The following is a 20498-nucleotide window of genomic DNA, read 5'->3' as shown; positions in this document are numbered from 1 at the left end:
ATCCAAAGTGTCATTTGACACTTTGTCCAAGCGCCTGATCCAGGCGCTGACACAGGATTTTCCAAAATCCTGTGGACAAGGATTTCAGGAAATCCTTGGTCCCGCGCCTGACGCATGCGGGCTGTTGTTGTCTGGCGATCATCTATCGCCTAGAGATCGGTGCAAGTGAGTTTCAAAGGGAGAGATCACCCATGTCCGATACGCCCAACTACGGGTTCGACACGCTGCAGATCCACGCCGGCGCGCGGCCCGACCCGGCCACCGGTGCGCGGCAGACGCCGATCTATCAGACCACGGCCTATGTGTTCCGCGATGCCGATCACGCCGCAGCCCTCTTCAATCTGCAAGAGGTGGGTTACATCTATTCCCGCCTGACCAATCCGACCGTGGCCGTGTTGCAGGAGCGTATCGCCACGCTCGAGGGTGGTGTCGGCGCAGTCTGCTGCTCCTCGGGCCACGCGGCACAGATCATGGCCCTTTTCCCGCTGATGCAGCCGGGCTGCAACGTGGTTGCCTCGACCCGGCTTTACGGCGGCACCGTGACCCAGTTTAGCCAGACCATCAAACGGTTCGGCTGGTCGGCCAAGTTCGTCGATTTCGACGATCTCGACGCGCTGCGCGAGGCCATCGATGACAATACCCGCGCGGTGTTCGGCGAATCCATCGCCAATCCGGGCGGCTATGTGACCGATATCCGCGCGGTGGCCGATGTGGCCGATGCCGCCGGCGTGCCGCTGATCATCGACAATACCAGCGCCACCCCCTATCTGTGCCGCCCGTTCGAACATGGTGCCTCGCTGGTGGTGCATTCCACCACCAAATACCTGACCGGCAACGGCACGGTCACCGGCGGCTGCGTTGTCGATTCCGGCCGTTTCGACTGGTCGGCCAGTGACAAGTTCCCCTCGCTCAGCGCGCCGGAACCGGCCTATCACGGGCTCAAGTTCCACGAGACATTTGGCCCGCTCGCCTATACGTTCCATGGCATTGCCATCGGGCTGCGCGACCTCGGGATGACCATGAACCCGCAGGCCGCCCATTACACGCTGATGGGGATCGAGACACTGAGCCTGCGCATGCAGCGCCATGTCGAGAACGCAAAAACGGTCGCCGCCTGGCTCGAGGCCGATCCACGCGTCGATTATGTCACCTATGCCGGACTGCCCTCGTCTCCGTATGCCGAACGGGCAGAGCGTTGTTATCCCAAAGGCGCTGGCGGGCTGTTCACCTTTGCGGTCAAGGGCGGCTACGAGGCCTGCGTCAAGCTGGTCAACGCGCTCGAGATCTTCAGCCATGTGGCCAACCTGGGGGATGCGCGCTCGCTGATCATCCACTCGGCCTCGACCACCCACCGCCAGCTGACACCCGAGCAGCAGGAAGCGGCGGGCGCCGGGCCCAATGTGGTGCGCGTCTCGATTGGGATCGAGGATGCCGACGACCTGATCGCCGATCTGGATCAGGCGCTGACCAAGGCCACCGCCTGATCGGAACCGGGGCGGCCCTCAGGGGCCGCCCTTTTCACTCCAGCCGCAGCCGCGCCAACGCGTAGATCAGCAGCGCCAGACAGCACAGGCCCGCCAGCAGGAACGGCGCGCGCAACGCCATCTCGCGGCTCATCTGCTGTTCGGCCAGCACCACCAGGGCGCCACCCGCCAGCGCCCCCAGCGGCATCGAGCCCCAGCCGAAGAAACGATAGATGCTGTTGACCCGGCCCAGCATGGCGGGCGGAATACGGCGTTGGCGCCAGGACACGGTGATCACGTTCCACAGCATCGCCGCCGCCATGATCGCCGTCAGCGCCAGACCCATCACCCAGCCGCTGTTCGACAGGCCGATGCTGGCATAGCCCGCGCCCCAGACCGCGATCGACAGGAGCAGGCAGGCTTGCGTGCCGATCAACCGCATCGCGCGCGGCGCCAGCAGGCTGCCGCAGATCGCGCCCACCGCCCCCGCCGACAGCACCATGCCATACTGCGCGGCACCAAGACCCAGCACCTCCTGCGCGAACAGGACCTGCACCGTGATCGTGGCCATGGCGATGAAATTGGCCAGCCCCAGCACCACCGCCAGCCGCAGCAACAGCGCGTCGCCGCGCATGAAGGCGATCCCCTCGGCCAGTGCCTGGGCGAACCGCGCGCGGCTGGGTACCTGCGGCGGCAGCGAGATCAGCCAGACCAGACCGGCGGCCAGCACCAGCACCGCCACGTCGAGGCCAAAGGGCACCGCGATACCGGCCGAGATCAGCACGCCGGCCAGCGGCGGGCCGATGAACTGGCCGGTCAGTTGCTCGGTGCTCCAGAGCTGGCCATTGGCGGCCTCCAGATCGTCGGGGTCGACCAGCGCGGGCAGGATGGTCTGGGCGGCATTGTCGCGCAGCACCTCGGCCGCGCCCAGCAGAAAGGCCAGCCCCGCAAGCGCCCAGATCGCCCCCGGCGCCGGATCGCCCAGCGCCAGCAGAAGGATGGCCAGTACGATCTCCGCCCGCATCAGATCGGCCCGCGCGATCAACTTGCGCCGGTCGCTGCGGTCGATGATCACCCCCGCAGGCAGGGCAAACAGCAACCAGGGCAACCGCGCCGCCGCAGCCACGGCGGCAATCGCCACCGCGTCGCGGGTCATCAGCGCTGCCAGCCAGGGCAGCGCCAAGACCAGCACCCCGTCGCCCAGATTGGTCAGGGCACCTGCTGTAAAGAGCAGTCGAAAGTTGCGATTTCGGATTACCAGCGGCGCGGCCATCACAGTCTCCGGGTCAGGTTCGGGACAGAGTGGCGCGACCCTGCGCCATGGTCAATGCAGGGTCGATGCGGGCGGCAGGCCGCCCGCAAAGCGGATCATTGCCGGATCTCGAACACCATGGTGACACTTCCGCTCAACCCGATCTCGCCACCGGCAACAGGCACATCCATGGACTCGGCCATGGCCGCCATACGCATCATCGGGCGCGGCTGCGGATCGTAGGACTGTTCCGAGATCGACACCACCCGGCCCAGTTCCACCCCGGCCGCCTCGGCCAGTTGCCGGGCGCGGTCCTGCGCATCCGCCACCGCCTTGGCGCGCGCCTGATCTCGCAGCGGTTTGGACTCCTTGACCCCGAACTCCAGCCCGTTGAACGTGTTGGCCCCGTCGCTGACCACCGCGTCCAGGATACCGCCCAGCGCCGCCAGGTCACGCACCCGCACCGTAACCCGGTTCGAGGCCTGAAAGCCGGTGATCTTCGGCGGCTCGCTGGTGGAGGCGCGGTTCGACCAGACCGGCGACAGCGACAGGTCGCTGGTCTGCATGTCGCGCGCCTCGATACCCATCTCGCCCAACCGGTCAAAGACCTGCTGCACGGCTTCAGACGTGGCCAGCAGCGCCGCGCGCGCCTCTTTGGCCTCGTGGGTGACGCCCAGGGTGATCACCGCCATGTCGGGAACCGTTTCGACGGTACCGCTCCCCGTCACGGTGATATGACCGGGTTGCTCATCCGCGCGGGCCAGCCCGACCGCCGCGAAAAGCAAGGCCGCCACCAGAAAAATCAATGTCCTCATTTATGTTCTCCTGCTATCCTCGCCATCAAAGATGGGGTGGCGGCATGTCGCGCGGCAAGGGGAAAACCGGAGTAATTCTTTCCCTCGGCAAATCTCTGCTTTAATGTCGCGCCGTGGCGCTCGCCAGTGGGTGCCCCAAGCCATTCAGGAACGGTTAGACTGGTCACATGAAACCCGCCTTTGCGCTGTCGCTTTCCTTCGAGGGGATCACCCTGTTGCATCGCGCCGCCGGTGGCTGGCGAAAAGTGGGCGCGGTCGCGCTGGACACACCCGATCTGGCGGCGGCGCTGCGCGGCTTGCGCAAGGATGCGTTGCGGCTGGAAACGGATCTGCAGTGCAAGCTGATCCTGCCCAACGAGCAGATCCGCTATCTGTCCGTCGAGACCGGCCCGTTCAAGGGCGAAACCCGCCATGCCCTGATCGAACAGGAGGTCGCCGCCGCCACCCCCTATGAGCTGGAAGAATTGGCCTATGACACCTCGCCCGACGGCGAAGTGACCCATGTGGCCGCCGTTGCCCGCGAGACGCTCGACGAGGCCGAGGCCTTTGCCACCGAACACGGGTTCAACCCGGTCAGCTTTGTCGCGGTTCCGGACGACAATTCCTTCTTAGGCGAACCTTTCTTCGGACCCGCCAGTACCACCCGCGACCTGGTTGGTGACGAAGCGGTAGAGCCTGACGGGATCGCGGTCGTGGTGATCGGCCCGGCGGTGTTTCCCGATACCGAGCCTCCTGCCCCGACCACCGTCGAAGCACCCGCCGCTCCGGCGATCAGCTTTTCCAGCCGACGCGCCAAACCGGACGCCGAACCGGCCGAGACCGAAACCGCAACCGCACCGCCCGTCGTCGCCACGCCAACGCACACCCCTGATCAAGAGGCTCCACCGCCCTCCGAGGCCGATGTTCCACCCGAGTCACCGGCCGAAAGCGCGCCGATGCCATCCGGTGCCGAAATCGCCGTCGAGAGCGGTTTCAACTCGCGCCGTGCCCCCCCGCTGGATGCACCACGCCCGGTGACCGAAGAGATGCCGGTCACCGCCTTCGCAGCCGCGGAACGCCCCGATCAGGTGCCCCGAACCGAGGCCGAGCGGCTGACCATCTTCGGCGCTCGCAGCGGCGGTATCGGTGGCAAGCCGCGCTATCTTGGCGTGATCCTGACGGTGGGCCTGCTGCTGTTTCTCGCGGCCGTCGCAGCCTTTGCATCGCTGTTTACCGAAGGTGGCCTGACCGGGCTGTTCCGCGATCCCGATCCGCTGGCCACCCCGCCCGCGGCCGTGATCGAAGCGCCAAACGCCGGGGCGGCATCCGACGCCACGCCGGAACAGACCGTCCCGCAGGCACCGGCCTCGATTGATGAGGATCCCGAAGAACTGGTCGCACCGCAGGACGCCCCCGAACTGCCGGGCCTGAGCGGCACCGACAGTGCGGTGCTCGAAGCGCTGCGCGTCGAGCCGCAACAGGTCGAGGACCTGGATTTCGAACCTGAACCCAGCGGGACCGAAGCCACAGAGCTTGCATTGTCCGAGGCCCCGGAACCACCCGAGGTTCCTGGTCTGATCGGTCTCAACGACCTGTTCGTCGCCTCGATCGACCGCACCGACCTGTTTCAGGATGCGGTTGCCTTGCCGCCTGTCGCAGGGTTCGACACCGATGCCGCCCCCGATGGCAGCGCCCCCTCGGCCACCCCCGGCCAAAGCTTCGATCTGGACCCGCGCGGTCTGGTAGAGGCGACGCCCGATGGCACGGTCAACCCCGATGGGGTCCTGGTCTATGCGGGCCGGCCGTCCAAGGTGCCACCGGCCCCTCCGGTCCGGTTCGAAGCTCCGCCCGAGGTAGACGTGGCCCAGCAGCGTCTGGCCAGCGTGCGCCCCAAACTCCGCCCCGAGGACCTGGTGGAACAGTCCGAACGGTCGCAATTCGGGGGCCGTTCGCTGAGCGAACTGGCCGGCCTGCGGCCCAAGGCACGTCCCGCATCGCTGCAAGAGCAACTGGCCGCCCTACAGGACGAAGCCACCGAGGATGAGGCCCAGGCGGTCAGCCCGCTGGCGGTGGCCACGGCGCGCAAACCTCGCCTGCGTCCCGAGAAACTGGCCACAGCCGCCGCCGCATCCAGCGGCAATCTCGGCTCGACCGCCGGGTTGAACCGGAGCGCCGACGCCGATGACAGCGGCAGTTTCGCCGCCGCCACCGTGAAACCCAAGGCGCCCTCCCCTACTTCGGTCGCACGGCAGGCTACGCTCGACAACGCGATCAACCTGCGCGACCTGAACCTGATCGGCGTCTACGGCACGCCCGCCAATCGCCGCGCGCTGGTCCGCCTGCCCTCGGGCCGCTACAAGAAGGTCAAGGTCGGCGACAGTATCGACGGTGGCCGCATCACCGCCATTGGCGACAGCGAGTTGCGCTATCAGAAAGGCGCGCGCAACCTGACTCTGCGCATTCCCAGCGGCTAAGACAAAGAAGGGCGAAGCCTTCCGGCCCCGCACTTCATTTCGCTCCAAGTACTCCGGGGGAGAGGACAAAATTCGTCGAATTTTGTCATCGGGGGGCAGAGCCCCCCTTCCCCCTTCCCTTATTCGGCGGCTTTGATCTCGCCGCTTTCGATCTGCTCGCGCTCGATGCTTTCGAACAGCGCCTTGAAGTTGCCCTCGCCGAAACCGTCATCGCCCTTGCGCTGGATGAATTCGAAGAAGATCGGCCCGATAACGGTCTTCGAGAAGATTTGCAGCAGGATCTTGGTTTCGCCGCCATCCACCACGCCTTCGCCGTCGATCAGGATGCCGTGTTTCATCATCCGGTCCTTGGGCTCGTCATGGCCCGCAACCCGGTCATAGGACATGTCGTAATAGGCCTCGTTCGGGCCGGGCATGAATTTCAGCCCCTTGGCCGCGATGGCATCCACCGAGTCATAGATGTCGTCGGTGCCCACGGCGATATGCTGGATGCCTTCGCCGTTATATTTCTTCAGATAGCTCACGATCTGGCCGGTCTCGCCACGGTCCTCGTTGATCGGGATGCGGATGCGGCCACAGGGCGAGGTCAGCGCCCGGCTGTAAAGCCCGGTGAACTTGCCCTGGATGTCAAAGAAGCGGATTTCGCGGAAATTGAACAGGTCACCATAGAACTTGAACCACTTGTCCATGTTGCCCTTGAAGACATTGTGGGTCAGGTGATCGAGATAGAAGAACCCGTCGCCACGCGGCTTGGACTGCTTCAGCCATTCGAACTCGGTATTATAGGGCGAGGTGTCGTAATACTGGTCGATGAAATAGAGCAGCGAGCCGCCGATTCCCTTGATCGCGGGGACGTTCATGGTCTTGTCGTCGCCCTCATAGGGTTCAGCGCCCATCTTGACCGCATGATCGAAGGCCGCTTTCGCATCCACCACGCGCCAGCCCATCGAGGGGGCGCAGGGGCCGTGCAGCTCGATGAATTTCTCGGCAAAGCTGCCTTTTTCGGCGTTCAGGATATAGGTGACATCGCCCTGCTGCCACAGCTCGATCCCGGGCTTGTCCTTGTGGCGCGCGACCATGTCGAACCCCATCCGCGCGAACAGGTCGCGCAGCACCTGCGGCTCGGGATGGGCGAATTCGACAAATTCGAACCCGTCGGTGCCGGCGGGGTTCTCGGGCGTGATCTCGGATTTCGGGGCGTTATGCGGGAAAGGACCCATGGCGCGTCTCCTGATGTGGCGAAACATTTGCTGAGTCGAGAATACGCCTTCAGTCACGCCGATTTTGCGCATTGTTTTTGAGCTGCTTTGGTTTACGTGCGAGATTTACGCATTAGGATGGTATAAAACGAGGAAAACGCGCATATGTTGGATTCGATGGATCTGCGCCTGCTCGACGCCCTGCAAAAGGACGCGCATCTGACCGCGCAGCAGCTGGGCGAGATGCTGCACCTGTCCAGCAGCCAGGCCGGGCGGCGGCGCCAGCGGCTGGAGGCCGAAGGCTACATCACCGGCTATGCCGCCAAGCTCGACCCGCTGAAACTGGGCCTGCATGTGCAGGGCTTTATCCAGGTGCACCTGGGCACTCACGGCCCCGATCAGTCGGCCAAATTCGCCCGGATGGTGAATTCCCGCCCGGAGATCACAAGCGCATGGACGATGACCGGCGAAGCGGATTATCTGCTGCATGTCTACTGCGCCGATTTGCCCGCGCTCAACCGGTTGCTGCACGAGGTGATTCTGCCGCATCCGGCTGTTGCCCGGGTACAAAGCCAGATCGTGATGGATCAGCTGAAACGCGACGCACCGCTGCCCACCTGAGGCGGCACAAGGGAGAGAGATGGAAAGCTTTCTGTATCAGGCGACGATCTACCTGGCCGCGGCCGTGATCGCCGTGCCATTGGCGGCGCGGCTGGGGCTGGGCTCGGTGCTGGGCTATCTGGCGGCGGGTCTGATTATCGGGCCGGTCCTGGGCCTGGTCGGCGCCGAAACCGCCGATCTGCAACATGTGGCCGAATTCGGCGTTGTCATGATGCTGTTCCTGATCGGGCTGGAGCTGGAGCCGCGCGCGCTCTGGGACATGCGCGACAAGCTGCTGGGCCTGGGCGGGCTGCAGGTGGGGGTCTCGACGCTGGCGATCATGGTGGTCGCGATGGTGGCGGGCCAACCCTGGAGCGTGGCGCTGGCGGTGGGCCTGACCTTGTCGCTCAGCTCGACCGCGATCGTGTTGCAGACCCTGTCGGAAAAGGGGCTGATGCAGACCAATGGCGGGCGAGCGACCTTCTCGGTCCTGTTGACGCAGGATATCGCGGTGATCCCGATCTTGGCCTTTCTGCCGCTCTTGGCCAGCGCGCCGGTGGCCCATTTCGCAGGCGACGGGTCGATCAACCGCGCGCATGCATCGGGCGCGGGGCACGAGGCCAGCCTGTCACTCGTCGAGGGGCTGCCCGGCTGGGCGGTGACGCTGGTCACCATCGCCGCGGTCGCCTTTGTGGTGCTGGCGGGCATCTATCTGACCCGGCCGCTGTTCCGCTTCATCCATGCCAGCCGCCTGCGCGAGATGTATACCGCGCTGGCGCTGATGATCGTGGTGGGCATCTCGTTCCTGATGACGCTGGTGGGCCTGTCGCCCGCGCTTGGCGCCTTTCTGGCCGGCGTGGTCCTTGCCAACTCGGAATTCCGCCACGAGATGGAAAGCGACCTGGAGCCGTTCAAGGGCCTGCTGCTGGGCCTGTTCTTCATCACCGTGGGCGCCGGGATCGATGTGGGCTTCTTCCTTGCCGATCCGCTCGATCTGATCGGGCTGGCGTTGTTGGTGATCCTGTTCAAGGGCGTCATCCTTTATATCGTCGGTCGCGCCTTTCAGCTGAAGGGCCGCGACCGCTGGCTGTTCACGCTGGGTCTGGCGCAGGCGGGCGAATTCGGCTTTGTCCTGTTGGCCTTTTCCACCCAGCAGAACGTGATCCCGGCACATCTGTCGCAGAAGCTGCTGATGATCATCGCGCTGACCATGATGATCACGCCGCTTCTGTTCATCCTCTACGAGCTGTTGTCGCGCCGGATGCGTGACCATGTTGCTGATATGGTGCCCGACACGATCGACGAACAGGGCCCGGTGATCATCGCGGGCATCGGCCGGTTTGGCCAGATCGTCAATCGGCTGGTCACCGCCAGCGGGTTCAAGACCATCGTGCTGGATCACGACATGGAGACGATCCAGCTGATGCGGCGCTTTGGCGTCAAGGGGTTCCTGGGCGATCCGACCCGGCCCGAACTGCTCAAGGCGGCGGGACTGGCCAAGGCACAGGTGCTGGTGGCGGCGCTGGATGATGACAATCAGGTCACCAAGCTGGTGGCCTATGCCCGCCGCCAGCGCCCCGATTTGCATATCATCGCCCGCGCGCGCGACCGCAACCATGTCTATGAGCTATATCGCGCCGGCGCCGATGACATCGTGCGCGAGATGTTCGACAGCTCGGTCCGCGCCGGGCGTTATGTGCTGGAAAACGTCGGCCTCAGCGAATACGAGGCGGCGCAGGCGGCGCAGACCTTCTACCACCACGACCGCCAGGCGGTACGCGATCTGGCCGAGGTCTGGGACCCGAACATCCCCACCGCCGACAACAAGGCCTATGTCGAACGCTCGCAGGCGCTGCAAAAGGATCTTGAGACGGCGCTGATGGAACTGAGCGAGGAACTGGCAGAGCGGCGCTCGGCCTGATCCCCGCGAGGACGGCCCGCAAGGGCCGGAGGAGCGGCGCTCAGCCGTCCGAAACGCCGGCCTCGGCAAAGGTGGCCATGCCGGAATGGCAGGCCACGGCGCTTTTCAGGATATTGATCGCCAGCGCCCCGCCCGAGCCCTCGCCCAGTCGCAGGCCGAGCGACAGCAGCGCCTCTTTGCCCAGCTTCTCCAGAAGCGCCTTGTGTGCGCCCTCGGCGCTCTGATGTCCCGCGACGGTGTGATCCAGCGCATGCGCCGCAACCGCTGCCAGCGTCGCCGCCGCCGCCGTGCAGATGAACCCGTCCAGGATCACCGGAATGCGTAGCTGACGTGCGGCGGCAATTGCGCCCGCCATGGCGGCGATCTCGCGCCCGCCCAGGCAACGCAATACCTCCAGCCCGTCGCGGCTGGTGTGCAGGGCAACGCCCTCGGCCACGACGCGCGTCTTGTTGGCAAGCCCCGCGTCATCGACCCCGGTACCGCGCCCGGTCCAGTCGCCCGCCGCGCCCCCGAACAGCGCATGCGCGATCGCCGCAGCCGGGGTGGTGTTGCCGATGCCCATCTCCCCCACCACCAGCAGATCGGCCCCTGGATCGACCGCCGCCCAGCCGGTTTGCAGCGCGCTCAGCAATTCGTCAGCGTCCATCGCCGGACCTTGGGTGAAATCCTGCGTCGGACGGTCCAGTTCCAGCGCGTGCACATCCATGCGCGCCCCGGCGGCCCGCGCCAGCTGATTGATGGCGGCGCCGCCATGTTCGAAATTCATCACCATCTGCACCGTGACCTCGGCAGGAAAGGCCGAGACACCCTGTGCCGTCACCCCGTGGTTGCCGGCAAAGACAATGACCTGCGGCGCCTCGATCCGGGGCCGGGCATCGCCGCGCCAGCCTGCATACCAGATCGCCAGATCCTCTAACCGCCCCAGCGCTCCGGGCGGCTTGGTCAACTGGCCGTTGCGCTCTTCGGCGCCAGCGCGAGCGGCGGTATCGGGACCGGGCGCCGAGGTCAGCAGGTCGCGGAACTGGGCGAGATCGGTAAGCGCTGGCAGCATGGAAAGCCTCTTTGCATCCTGGGTCCGCCCGTGTTTAACCAATGCACCCGACACGACAAGACCTTGAAAGGCGGAGAGATGCGCAAAAACGACATTGCTGCCATTTCAACCCGGGATCCTTTGCTGGCGCTGGTCTTGCTGACCCGCCTGCCATTGCCCGCCCTGCCCGAACCCGCCTTTGCCCGGCAGGCCGCGGCCGTCTGGGCCTTTCCTCTGGCGGGGCTGGCGGTGGGCGCGCTGGCCTGGGCCACGGGCGCGCTGGCGCTTGCCGCCGGGCTGGCGCCGGTCGCGGTGGCCGGGCTGATGCTCGTGGTGCTGGTGATGACAACCGGGGCCATGCACGAGGACGGGCTGGCCGATACCGCCGACGGGCTGTGGGGGGGCTTCACGCCAGAGCGGCGGCTGGAGATCATGAAGGACAGCCATATTGGCACCTATGGCGTGCTGGCGCTGATCCTGAGCCAGGCGTTGCGGCTGGCGGCGCTGTCCGTGCTGGTCGCGGGCGGTGCGTTTGGCGCGGCCGTGGCGGCGGCGGTCTGGTCGCGCGCGCTGATGCCGGTGCTGATGGCCGCCCTCCCCAATGCGCGCGGCGCGGGCCTCAGCCAGTTGGTGGGGCGCCCGACGCCGCAAGCGGTTTCACTTGGCCTTGGGCTGGCGGCAGTGCTGGCGCTGCTGCTGGCCGGCTGGGCGGTGCTGATCCCGGCGATGCTGGCTGCGCTGGCGGTGCTGGGTCTAGCCGCGCTTGCCCGGGCCAAGATCGGCGGCCAGACCGGCGATATCCTGGGCGCCGCGCAGCAGCTGGCCGAGATCACCTGCCTGCTGGCGCTGTCGGCCGCGCTTTAGGTCGGCAGACGCGGCTGGACCGAGAATGCCGGGGGCCTAGCCCGCCCCGCCCGTCTCGATATTCAGTAACCCGCCGCAATGCTTGCAATGCACCGCGTCCGGGTCGTGCCGGAACAGGCCGCAATCGGGACAGCGATAACGTACCTTCTGCGGGGAAAAGATCGCCTGCGCCAGACGCACGAACAGCGCTACACCCACCACCATGACAAAGACCGAGAACAGCTTGCCCGCCGGGGTCGGCAGGGTGATGTCGCCGAAGCCGGTTGTGGTCAGCGTCGCCATGGTGAAATAGAGCGCGTCGATATAGGGCGTCTCGCGGCTGCCCGGCGGGATAAAGAACACCAGCACCGCCATCGTGGTCAGAAAGATGAAGACCAAGAGGTTGACCGCCGCCACGATAGCATCCTCATGCGTGCGGAAAAAGCGGCTGTCGCGCCTGAGATCGTGCAGCAGGTGATAGGAATGGATCAGCCGCAGGCCACGCAAGATGCGCAGAAAGGCCAGGCTTTGCGTGAGGAAGGGATCAAGCAGCAACGACAGGATCACGATGATATCGGCGATGGTATAGATGCGGGTCAGAAACTCGCGCCGCTGCTTGGCAATCCACAATCGCGCGCTGAAGTCGCACAGGATGACGAGGCCGATCACCACGCTCAGCGCGGTCAACAGCCGACCATGCGGCAGATGCGCGGTCGCGATGAAAAAGAGGATGGTCGACAGGTCGAACAGGATCAGCCCATAGCGAAACCGAACCGACCCCGGTTCCCGCCCGACATAGAGTTTGCGGACTGCTGCCTTGACAGTATGCATCTGCCCTCTCTGTCCTGACCGATCTGTTGTCAGCCTAGTACCCTACGCTCGGGAATGCCGCGCAAAAAAACGGGCCGCCCCAAGGGGACGGCCCGCAAAATGTCGCATCCGGCGTCAGGCCGCGCGCGAGGTCAGCACATCGTCGACCTGCTTGGCGGCGGCCATCTCGTCGGCGCCCGACACGGCGGCAACCTCGCGGGTCAGCCGCTCCAGCGCCGCCTCGTAGAGCTGACGCTCGGAATAGGACTGCTCGCGCTGGTCGTCGGTGCGATGCAGGTCGCGGACCACCTCGGCGATCGAGATCAGGTCGCCCGAATTGATCTTTTGCTCGTATTCCTGCGCACGGCGCGACCACATCGCGCGCTTGACCTTGGCCTTGCCCTTGAGCGTCTTCATCGCCTGGCTGATCACGTCCGGCGAGCTGAGCGAGCGCAGCCCGGATTCGGTGATCTTGTTGGTGGGCACCCGCAGGGTCATCTTGTCCTTTTCAAAGGAAATCACGAACAGCTCGAGCTTGAACCCGGCGACTTCCTGCTCTTCGATCGAGATGATCTGGCCGACGCCATGCGCCGGGTAGACCACATAATCGTTCGGGCGGAACTCGAGCTTTTTCGACTTGGTCATTCAGGTCTTTCCTTGGTTGCTGACCGGGATCGCCGCGACAAAAAAATCGACACTCGGGAGCACCGGCCCCCGCGAGTCGCTAAGTTTCATCACAAACACTATTGCCCAAAAGCGAGCCAGCTTTTGGCGCTCATCCCGATCATTGGCATCATATACAAAAGGAATGTACCATAAAATTAGCCCCCCGGAAAGGGAGAGAGATCACAAAGGCGCATTCACCCTTTGCGATCAAGGCTCTGGCGCGATCCGGCGTGCCGCGAACACGGGTTCGCAAGCGAATCGGCGCGATGTGTCAGCCGCCTTCGCCCGGCGCCTCGGAGAAGTACTTCTCCATCTTGCCGGACTCGCCGTCACGCTCTTCGGCGTCCGGCAGCGGGTCTTTCTTGGTCACGATGACCGGCCACAGCTCGGAATACTTGCGGTTGAACTCCACCCATTGCTCCATCCCCGGTTCGGTATCGGGGCGGATCGCGTCGGCAGGGCACTCGGGTTCGCACACGCCGCAGTCGATGCATTCGTCGGGATGGATGACCAGCGTGTTCTCGCCCTCGTAGAAACAGTCCACCGGACATACCTCGACACAGTCGGTGTATTTACAGGCGATGCAGTTTTCGGTGACGACATAGGTCATGAGCTGAATTCCACTGGTTCGTTGCCCGACTAGCTAAATCAGAGTGGCGTGTTCTTCAAGGGAGGATCGCCCCCGGCGGTGTCCGGAAAGGCCGGGCATCCCGCCGCAGGCGGGTAAGGCGCGACAGCGTTCCGGTCAGGCTTCGGCGGGACGAGCATCGTTCCGGTCCGCGTCCAGATCCGTATACAGCGTTTGCGCCTCGGGCGCCGGGCCACGCCGTGTCCCCAGCGCTTCGACCCGGATCACCCGAACCTGACGGCCTTGGCCAAAGGTCAGCACATCCCCCGGCCCCACCGCATGCGCGGGTTTCGAGACACGATTGCCATTGACACGGATACGCCCCGATCCGGCCGCCTCGGCCGCCAGCCCGCGCGTCTTGAAGAAACGCGCGTGCCAGAGCCATTTGTCGATGCGGAGCCGGGTGGGCGCCTCTGCCATGACAGCTTAGTTGCCCTCTTTGAGCCCCATAAGCGCGGCGGCAAAGGGGTTGTCGGGGTCGATCGCCTTTTCCTTCTTCGGCGGGCGCGAGGAATAGGTCTTGGCCCCTTGCGGGCCGGGTTTGCCGCCCTTGCCGCCCTGGGGCTTGCCATCGCGGCGGCGTCCACCCTCTTGTGGTTTACCACCGCGCGGGCGGTCCTTGGCGCGGCCTTCTCCCTGCCCCGGCTGGCCACGGCCCTCGCGACGCGGGCCACGGCCCTGCTGTTGGCGGGCAACACGGGCCCAGGTGAAGGTGAAGAAGACCTCAAGCTCAGGTTCGACCTCTGCCGCGTCCGAGGCGGCCTCTGTCGATTCTGCCGGTTCTGCGGTTTCCGCTGTCTCTGCGGGGGCCTCGGCCACGGCTTCGGCGGTGTCCGCCGGCGCCGGTTCGACGCTGTCCGTGGCCGCAGTCTCGTCCTCTGCCACGGCAGCGGCCTCGACAGGCTCCGGCTTCACCTTGGCACGTTCGCCGCGCTCGGCCTTGTAGCCCAGCCCCTGCATCAGGTCGGCGAACTGTTCCAACGTCATGCCGGTGATCGACAGCATATCCGCCGTCGCCTCGAACCCGGCGCGACTATCCTTGGCGCGCAGCATGTCGGCCAGACGCTCCAGCATGTCGATGCGGATCGCCCGCTCGCCCGAGATGCGATAGCCGCACATGGTATCGACACCCGGTTCGGCATCCTTGACCGAGGGTACCGTCACCAGCCCCGGCGGAGGCGCCTCGGGGAATTCCGACAGGCCCCGGGCCAGAGACCACAGCACCAGCCGCAGACGGGTTGGCGCCGGTTTCAAGAGCAGCGGCATGAAGATGGTGAACTGGCCAAAGCGGATGCCATGCTTGCGCAGGGCGCCACGCGCTTCCTGATCCAGATCCTTGACCTCTTGCGCAACGTCGGCGCGCGGCAGGATGCCGAAATTCTCGACCATGCGGAAGGCAAAGCCACGCGCCAGCCCGCTTAGCGCCTCGTCGCGCGACAGCGCCAACAACGGCTCGAACAGAGCCGCGACCTTGCGGTCGATGAAATGCTGCAGGCGGCGCTGCACCTTCTGTTCGACATCGGGGCCGGCGGCCTCGTCGACAAACACCTCGACCTGCGGTTTCAGCGGATCGGCGCCGGCGGTGAGCTTGCCCACCGCATATTCGCCCCACATCAGACCGCCCTGTTCGGTAAAGTCGATCTCGGTATCGGGTGCGTTATAGAACCGGTCGGCGCGCAGATGGAACTGCGGCGCCAGCGCCTGCAACGACGCCGACTTCAGCGCCTTTGCCTCGGCCCCCTGCGCGGACTTGTCCGGCATGAAGCGGAATCCCTCGAGACGGCCGACGAATTCGCCTTCGACCGTCACTTCACCCTTGTCGTTCACTTCGGCCAAAAGGGCCTCCTTCTGCTTGAGCCGGCGCAGCAGCACGCTGGTGCGCCGGTCCACAAATCTCTGTGTCAGCCGCTCGTGCAGCGCATCCGACACCCTGTCTTCTACAGCGCGGGTTTCGTCGCGCCAATGGCTTTCGTCACGGACCCAGCCGTTCCGTTGCGCGACATATGTCCACGTGCGGATATAGGCCAGCCGTTTGGACAGAGTATCTATGTCGCCCTGGGTGCGGTCGATGCGACGGATTTGCCGGGCCATGAAATCATCGGGAATGGCCCCACGCTCGTGCAGATGACCAAAGATCACCTGCAAAAGACCGGCATGCTCGGCATGGCTGATACCGCGGAAATCCGGAATACGGCAGACATCCCAGAGCAGCCGGACCGAAGCGCCATCGCTGGCGCGGGCAATGACCTCGGCCTCGCCCGCCAGCGATTTCAGCGTCCTCAGGTCGTCGGCCTCGCGCGCCTTGAGCAGGTGTTCGCCGCTGGGCGCCTCTTCCAGCGCGGAAATCAGCGCATCGACCGAGTTGAAGCGCAACGCGCTGTTGCGCCAGTTCAGTTTCTTGAGCGGGGTGAAGCGGTGCTCCATGACCGCCTGCGCCATGCCCTCGTCAAGCGGCCGCGCCTCGCCGGTCACGCCAAAGGTACCGCTGGCCATGCCACGCCCGGCCCGGCCCGCGATCTGGCCCAACTCGTTGGGCGCCAGCGGGCGCATGCGGCGGCCATCGAACTTGCTGAGCGCGGAAAAAGCCACGTGGTCGATATCCAGGTTCAGCCCCATGCCGATGGCATCGGTGGCGACAAGGTAATCGACCTCGCCATTCTGATAGAGATCCACCTGCGCGTTGCGGGTGCGCGGGGACAGCGCCCCCATCACCACCGCAGCACCCCCTTTTTGCCGGCGGATCAACTCGGCGATGGCATAGACGTTTTCGACCGAGAACCCGACGATGGCGCTGCGCGGTGGCATCCGGGTGATCTTTTTCGAGCCGGTATAGACCAGCTGGCTCATCCGCTCGCGGCGGACGAATTGCGCCTCGGGCACCAGCGCCGCGATGGGTCCGCGCATGGTGTCGGAGCCCAGAAACAGCGTCTCGTGCAGCCCGCGCGCCCTGAGCAAGCGGTCGGTAAAAACATGGCCGCGTTCGGGATCGGCGCAGAGCTGGATTTCATCCACGGCAACGCAATCGGCGCCCAGCCCCTCGGGCATCGCCTCGACCGTGCAAACCCAATACTGGGTGCGCGGCGGCACGATTCGCTCTTCGCCGGTGACCAGCGCCACCACCGAGGGGCCGCGCAGCGCCACGATCTTGTCATAGACCTCGCGCGCAAGCAGGCGCAGCGGCAGGCCGATCACCCCCGTACGATGGCCCAGCATCCGTTCGATCGCGTAATGCGTCTTGCCTGTGTTGGTCGGGCCGAGGACGGCCACGATCCGCGTTGATCCGCTCACCTGTCTGCCCCCTGCCCGGCCCGGTGCGGCGCGTCAGAGCGCCTGGCCCTCGATCCGGGATTTCAGTCGAGTCACGGCACTGGTTACTTCCTCGTGATGCGGATGTATAGCCAGCGCCCGGGTATAGACGGCATAGGCCGTTTCAGGCCGCTCAAGCGCCTCGAAGATCAACCCAAGCCCAAAGATCGCATCATACTGGTTCGGGTTGAGCGCCAGCGAGCGCTCCAGATCGGCCACGGCGGCGCCATAGAGGTCGGCGGCGAAATAGGCCGAAGCGCGGGCATGCCACCCCTCGGCGAAATCGGGCGCATGATCGGTCAAAGCCGTCAGATGTTCGATGGCGGCGGGGATATCCTGCGCCTCGAGCGCGTCGCGTCCGCGCTTGAGCAGGAAATCGGCCGAGGCAGAGCCCGATTGTGCCCAAAGCACCTGCAATTCGCGGTCGATCTGACGAGCGCGCACGGGATCGGCCCCGACCAGTTCCTCCAGCAGGACGGCTTCGTCAATCGGCTCGACCTCCTGCGCCGACACTCCCCCGGAAATGGCGGATATCAGCCAGAGTGCCGCAACGATATCTTTGAGCTTTACAGGCAATGCGATCATAACAGTTCATACTTTAGCGCGCTAAACGGCGTTGTCCACGAGGGCTGCGTCACGCCCCAAACAAAGACCGAGGAACACAATGAGCGACACTCTTGAACAGGCCGCCGCCGAGCTGAACGAAAAGCTGTCTGGCGCCGGTTTCGATGCCACCGCCAAATTCGCCATCGTCGATATGGGCGCGATCGTGCTGGATGGGTCGGGCGCCCGGGTCAGCGACGAAGAGGCAGATGTGACCCTGTCGGCGGATGCCGATACCTTTCAGCAGATCCTGTCGGGTGAACTGAATCCCACCGGCGCGTTCATGTCCGGCAAGCTGACCATCGACGGCGACATGGGCGTGGCGATGAAACTGGCCTCGGTGCTGGCCTGATGACCCTGACGCCGGCCCCCTTGTTCGAAGACGTGGCCGGCGGCCCCGCCGGTGGCGCGGCCCATTGGATACAGACCTCGGACGGTCTGCGCATCCGCGCCGGTCACTGGCGCCCCGAGGGCACTGCGCGTGGCACCGTGCTGATGTTTCCCGGGCGCACCGAATATATCGAGAAATACGGCGATGCGGCGCGGGCCTTTGTGGCGCGCGGCTTTGCCATGCTGACCGTGGACTGGCGCGGTCAGGGTCTGGCCGACAGGCTGCTGGAGGACCGCCACCTGGGGCATGTGGTGAATTTCACCGACTTCCAGCGCGACGTGGCGGCGGCGGTGGAACTGGCCACCACACTCGAACTGCCGAAGCCCTGGTTCATGGTCGGCCATTCCATGGGCGGCGCCATCGGGCTGCGCGCGGTGATGGAGGGGCTGCCGGTTGCAGCCTGCGCCTTTACCGGGCCGATGTGGGGCATTTTCTTTACCCCGATGATGAAGCCGCTGAGCTGGATAACCGCCAATCTGGCCCCGGCCATCGGCATGGGGCACAAGCATCCCGCCACCACCACGTTGGAGCCCTATGTGCAGGCGCAGGAATTCCAGGGCAATTCGCTGACCCGTGACCCGGCGATGTACGAGATGATGCGCAGGCAGCTGGCCGCGCATCCGGAACTTGCGCTTGGCGCTCCCACGAATATCTGGCTGCGCGAGGCGCTGGCGGAGTGCCGCGCGCTGGATAACCGCCCCTCGCCCGACCTGCCCTGCCTGACCTTTCTGGGCAGCCACGAGCAGATCGTCGACCGCAAGGCGGTGCGCGACCGCATGGCGCGCTGGCCGCGTGGCGAACTGGTCGAGATCCCGGACGGCGAACACGAGGTGCTGATGGAGGCGCCAGAAGTGCGCGACCCGGTCTATGACCGGATGGCCGCCCTGTTTTCGGCACCGAACCAGTTGCAACGCAGCGCCTGACCGCGCGCTGGCACGCCAGGGAAAATTCGTCGAATTTTCTCGCCGCCTGCCGCAAGCGCACACTCCCGGTCTTGCCGGTTGCGGTGGGCGGCTGCGCTCCTTAAGTGTGGGGTAACCAGAAATGACGAGGCCCCCATGTTCCACCTGCCCTTTCCCCTTCGCGACGCCAATGCCGGTTCCGGTTCCAAGGATCTCGGCAATCTGCCCGAATGGGACCTGAGCGATCTTTATTCCGGAGAAGATGCGCCGGAACTGAAGCGCGACCTCGACTGGCTGGAAACCGAATGCGCCGCATTCGCCGCCGATTACGAGGGCAAGCTGGCCGATCTGGATGCGGGCGCCCTGCTGACCTGCGTGCAGCGCAACGAGAAGATCAGCGCCATCGCCGGACGCATCATGTCCTTTGCGGGCTTGCGCTATTACCAGCTGACCATCGACGGGGGCCGGGCCAAGTTCATGTCCGACTGCCAGGAGAAGATCACCAATTTCACCACCCCGCTGGTGTTCTTTACCCTGGAGCTGAACCGGATCGAGGATGACGCTCTGGCCGCGCGATTTGCGGAAAACCCCGAACTGGCCCGCTATGCGCCCGTGTTCCGCCGCATCCGCGCAATGAAACCCTATCAGCTGAGCGACGAGCTGGAACGGTTCCTGCATGATCTGGGCGTGGTGGGCGACGCCTGGGAGCGGCTGTTCGACGAGACCATCGCCGGGCTGACCTTTGACATCGACGGCGAAGAGCTGAACATCGAGGGCACGCTGAACCTGTTGACCGAGCAGGACCGCAGCAAGCGCGAGGCCGCCGCCCACGAGCTGGCCCGCGTATTTCGCGAGAATATCAAGACCTTTGCCCGCGTCCACAACACCGCCGCCAAGGAAAAGGAAGTGATCGACCGCTGGCGCAAGATGCCCAGCGCCCAGACCGGCCGTCACCTGTCCAACGACGTCGAACCCGAGGTGGTCGAGGCCCTGCGCGAGGCCGTGGTTGCCGCCTATCCCAAGCTGAGCCACCGCTATTACGAGCTCAAACGCAAATGGCTGGGGCTGGATCGGATGCAGGTCTGGGACCGCAACGCGCCGCTGCCGATGGAAGACACCCGCACCATCCCCTGGGCGCAGGCCGAGCGCATGGTGATGGAAGCCTATGACGCCTTCGACCCGCGCATGGGCGAGATCGCGGCGCCCTTCTTCTCCAAGGGCTGGATCGACGCGGGCGTGAAGCCCGGCAAGGCGCCCGGCGCCTTTGCCCATCCCACCGTGACCGAGGTGCACCCCTATGTGATGCTCAACTATCTGGGCAAGCCGCGCGATGTGATGACGCTGGCGCATGAGTTGGGCCATGGCGTGCATCAGGTGCTGGCCGCCGGTCAGGGCGAAATGCTCTCCTCGACGCCGCTGACGCTGGCCGAGACCGCCAGCGTGTTCGGCGAGATGCTGACCTTCCGCAAGATGCTGGAAAAGGCCGAGACCCAGGAACAGCGCAAGGTGCTGCTGGCCGGCAAGGTCGAGGACATGATCAACACGGTGGTGCGCCAGATCGCGTTCTATGACTTCGAATGCAAGCTGCACGCCGCCCGCCGCCAGGGGGAGTTGAC

General features: G+C 65.2%; 17 protein-coding genes and 1 pseudogene. 8 read left to right on the top strand and 10 right to left on the bottom strand.

Features of this window, described 5'->3' with window-relative positions:
- The first annotated feature begins 191 nt into the window (after positions 1–191).
- Positions 192–1484, top strand: a complete 1293-nt coding sequence (locus AC2FNA_RS22420) for an O-acetylhomoserine aminocarboxypropyltransferase/cysteine synthase family protein (RefSeq protein ID WP_496830409.1) — start codon at positions 192–194, stop codon at positions 1482–1484.
- Positions 1485–1518: 34 nt separating this feature from the next.
- On the opposite strand, the gene AC2FNA_RS22415 is transcribed toward AC2FNA_RS22420, so the two are convergent.
- Together AC2FNA_RS22415 and AC2FNA_RS22410 are read right to left on the bottom strand one after the other, a co-directional pair.
- Positions 1519–2736 carry an MFS transporter gene (locus tag AC2FNA_RS22415; protein ID WP_496830407.1) on the bottom strand — a complete coding sequence of 406 codons (1218 nt, stop codon included), beginning with the start codon at positions 2734–2736 and terminating at the stop codon, positions 1519–1521.
- 95 nt (positions 2737–2831) lie between these two features.
- Positions 2832–3530 carry an SIMPL domain-containing protein gene (locus tag AC2FNA_RS22410; protein WP_496830405.1) on the bottom strand — a complete coding sequence of 233 codons (699 nt, stop codon included), beginning with the start codon at positions 3528–3530 and terminating at the stop codon, positions 2832–2834.
- A 167-nt stretch (positions 3531–3697) separates the two neighbouring features.
- Between AC2FNA_RS22410 and AC2FNA_RS22405 the strand changes: the two genes are divergently transcribed.
- Positions 3698–5983 (top strand): hypothetical protein, encoded by a 2286-nt coding sequence (locus AC2FNA_RS22405; RefSeq protein WP_496830403.1) that lies wholly within the window; start codon positions 3698–3700, stop codon positions 5981–5983.
- Positions 5984–6102: 119 nt separating this feature from the next.
- On the opposite strand, the gene hppD is transcribed toward AC2FNA_RS22405, so the two are convergent.
- On the bottom strand, positions 6103–7203 hold the full coding sequence (gene hppD, locus AC2FNA_RS22400) for a 4-hydroxyphenylpyruvate dioxygenase (protein WP_496830401.1): 1101 nt from the start codon (positions 7201–7203) through the stop codon (positions 6103–6105).
- A gap of 144 nt (positions 7204–7347) precedes the next feature.
- Between hppD and AC2FNA_RS22395 the strand changes: the two genes are divergently transcribed.
- Entirely contained in the window at positions 7348–7803 is a 456-nt protein-coding gene (locus tag AC2FNA_RS22395; RefSeq protein WP_496830399.1) for an Lrp/AsnC family transcriptional regulator, read from the top strand.
- Between the two features lie 19 nt (positions 7804–7822).
- A complete protein-coding gene (locus AC2FNA_RS22390) occupies positions 7823–9703 on the top strand; it encodes a monovalent cation:proton antiporter-2 (CPA2) family protein (RefSeq protein ID WP_496830397.1) in 1881 nt (626 codons plus the stop codon).
- A gap of 40 nt (positions 9704–9743) precedes the next feature.
- On the opposite strand, the gene cobT is transcribed toward AC2FNA_RS22390, so the two are convergent.
- A complete protein-coding gene (gene cobT / locus AC2FNA_RS22385; RefSeq protein ID WP_496830395.1) occupies positions 9744–10754 on the bottom strand; it encodes a nicotinate-nucleotide--dimethylbenzimidazole phosphoribosyltransferase in 1011 nt (336 codons plus the stop codon).
- Between the two features lie 78 nt (positions 10755–10832).
- Here cobT and cobS point away from each other — a divergent pair, with 78 nt between their 5' ends.
- On the top strand, positions 10833–11597 hold the full coding sequence (gene cobS / locus AC2FNA_RS22380; RefSeq protein WP_496830393.1) for an adenosylcobinamide-GDP ribazoletransferase: 765 nt from the start codon (positions 10833–10835) through the stop codon (positions 11595–11597).
- A gap of 36 nt (positions 11598–11633) precedes the next feature.
- Here the strand turns inward: cobS and AC2FNA_RS22375 are convergent, their stop codons facing one another.
- The 6 genes and pseudogenes from AC2FNA_RS22375 to AC2FNA_RS22350 form a co-directional block, all read right to left on the bottom strand.
- Positions 11634–12407: an ion channel gene (locus AC2FNA_RS22375; protein WP_496830392.1), complete on the bottom strand. Its 774-nt coding sequence runs from the start codon at positions 12405–12407 to the stop codon at positions 11634–11636.
- Between the two features lie 114 nt (positions 12408–12521).
- Positions 12522–13031 (bottom strand): CarD family transcriptional regulator, encoded by a 510-nt coding sequence (locus AC2FNA_RS22370; RefSeq protein WP_234144906.1) that lies wholly within the window; start codon positions 13029–13031, stop codon positions 12522–12524.
- A gap of 292 nt (positions 13032–13323) precedes the next feature.
- A complete protein-coding gene (gene fdxA / locus AC2FNA_RS22365) occupies positions 13324–13662 on the bottom strand; it encodes a ferredoxin FdxA (protein WP_496830391.1) in 339 nt (112 codons plus the stop codon).
- A gap of 162 nt (positions 13663–13824) precedes the next feature.
- Positions 13825–14100: pseudogene (locus tag AC2FNA_RS22360) on the bottom strand (RNA-binding S4 domain-containing protein); the annotation flags it as partial.
- A gap of 6 nt (positions 14101–14106) precedes the next feature.
- Entirely contained in the window at positions 14107–16968 is a 2862-nt protein-coding gene (locus tag AC2FNA_RS22355) for a helicase-related protein (protein WP_496830389.1), read from the bottom strand.
- A 33-nt stretch (positions 16969–17001) separates the two neighbouring features.
- On the bottom strand, positions 17002–17571 hold the full coding sequence (locus tag AC2FNA_RS22350) for a tetratricopeptide repeat protein (protein ID WP_496830387.1): 570 nt from the start codon (positions 17569–17571) through the stop codon (positions 17002–17004).
- 79 nt (positions 17572–17650) lie between these two features.
- Here AC2FNA_RS22350 and AC2FNA_RS22345 point away from each other — a divergent pair, with 79 nt between their 5' ends.
- From AC2FNA_RS22345 to AC2FNA_RS22335, 3 genes are all read left to right on the top strand, one after another.
- Positions 17651–17941 carry an SCP2 sterol-binding domain-containing protein gene (locus tag AC2FNA_RS22345; RefSeq protein WP_496830385.1) on the top strand — a complete coding sequence of 97 codons (291 nt, stop codon included), beginning with the start codon at positions 17651–17653 and terminating at the stop codon, positions 17939–17941.
- Positions 17941–18903, top strand: coding sequence for an alpha/beta hydrolase (locus tag AC2FNA_RS22340; protein ID WP_496830383.1), 963 nt, complete (start codon positions 17941–17943; stop codon positions 18901–18903). The genes AC2FNA_RS22345 and AC2FNA_RS22340 overlap by 1 nt, the downstream gene beginning before the upstream one ends.
- 135 nt (positions 18904–19038) lie before the next feature.
- Positions 19039–20498: M3 family oligoendopeptidase (locus AC2FNA_RS22335; protein WP_496830381.1), on the top strand; the 1460-nt coding region annotated here is incomplete at its 3' end.

It is taken from the genome of Ruegeria sp. YKSD163 (assembly GCF_059612905.1).
Note: the sequence above shows the minus strand (reverse complement) of the source record. Positions and strands in the feature narration are given on the sequence as shown.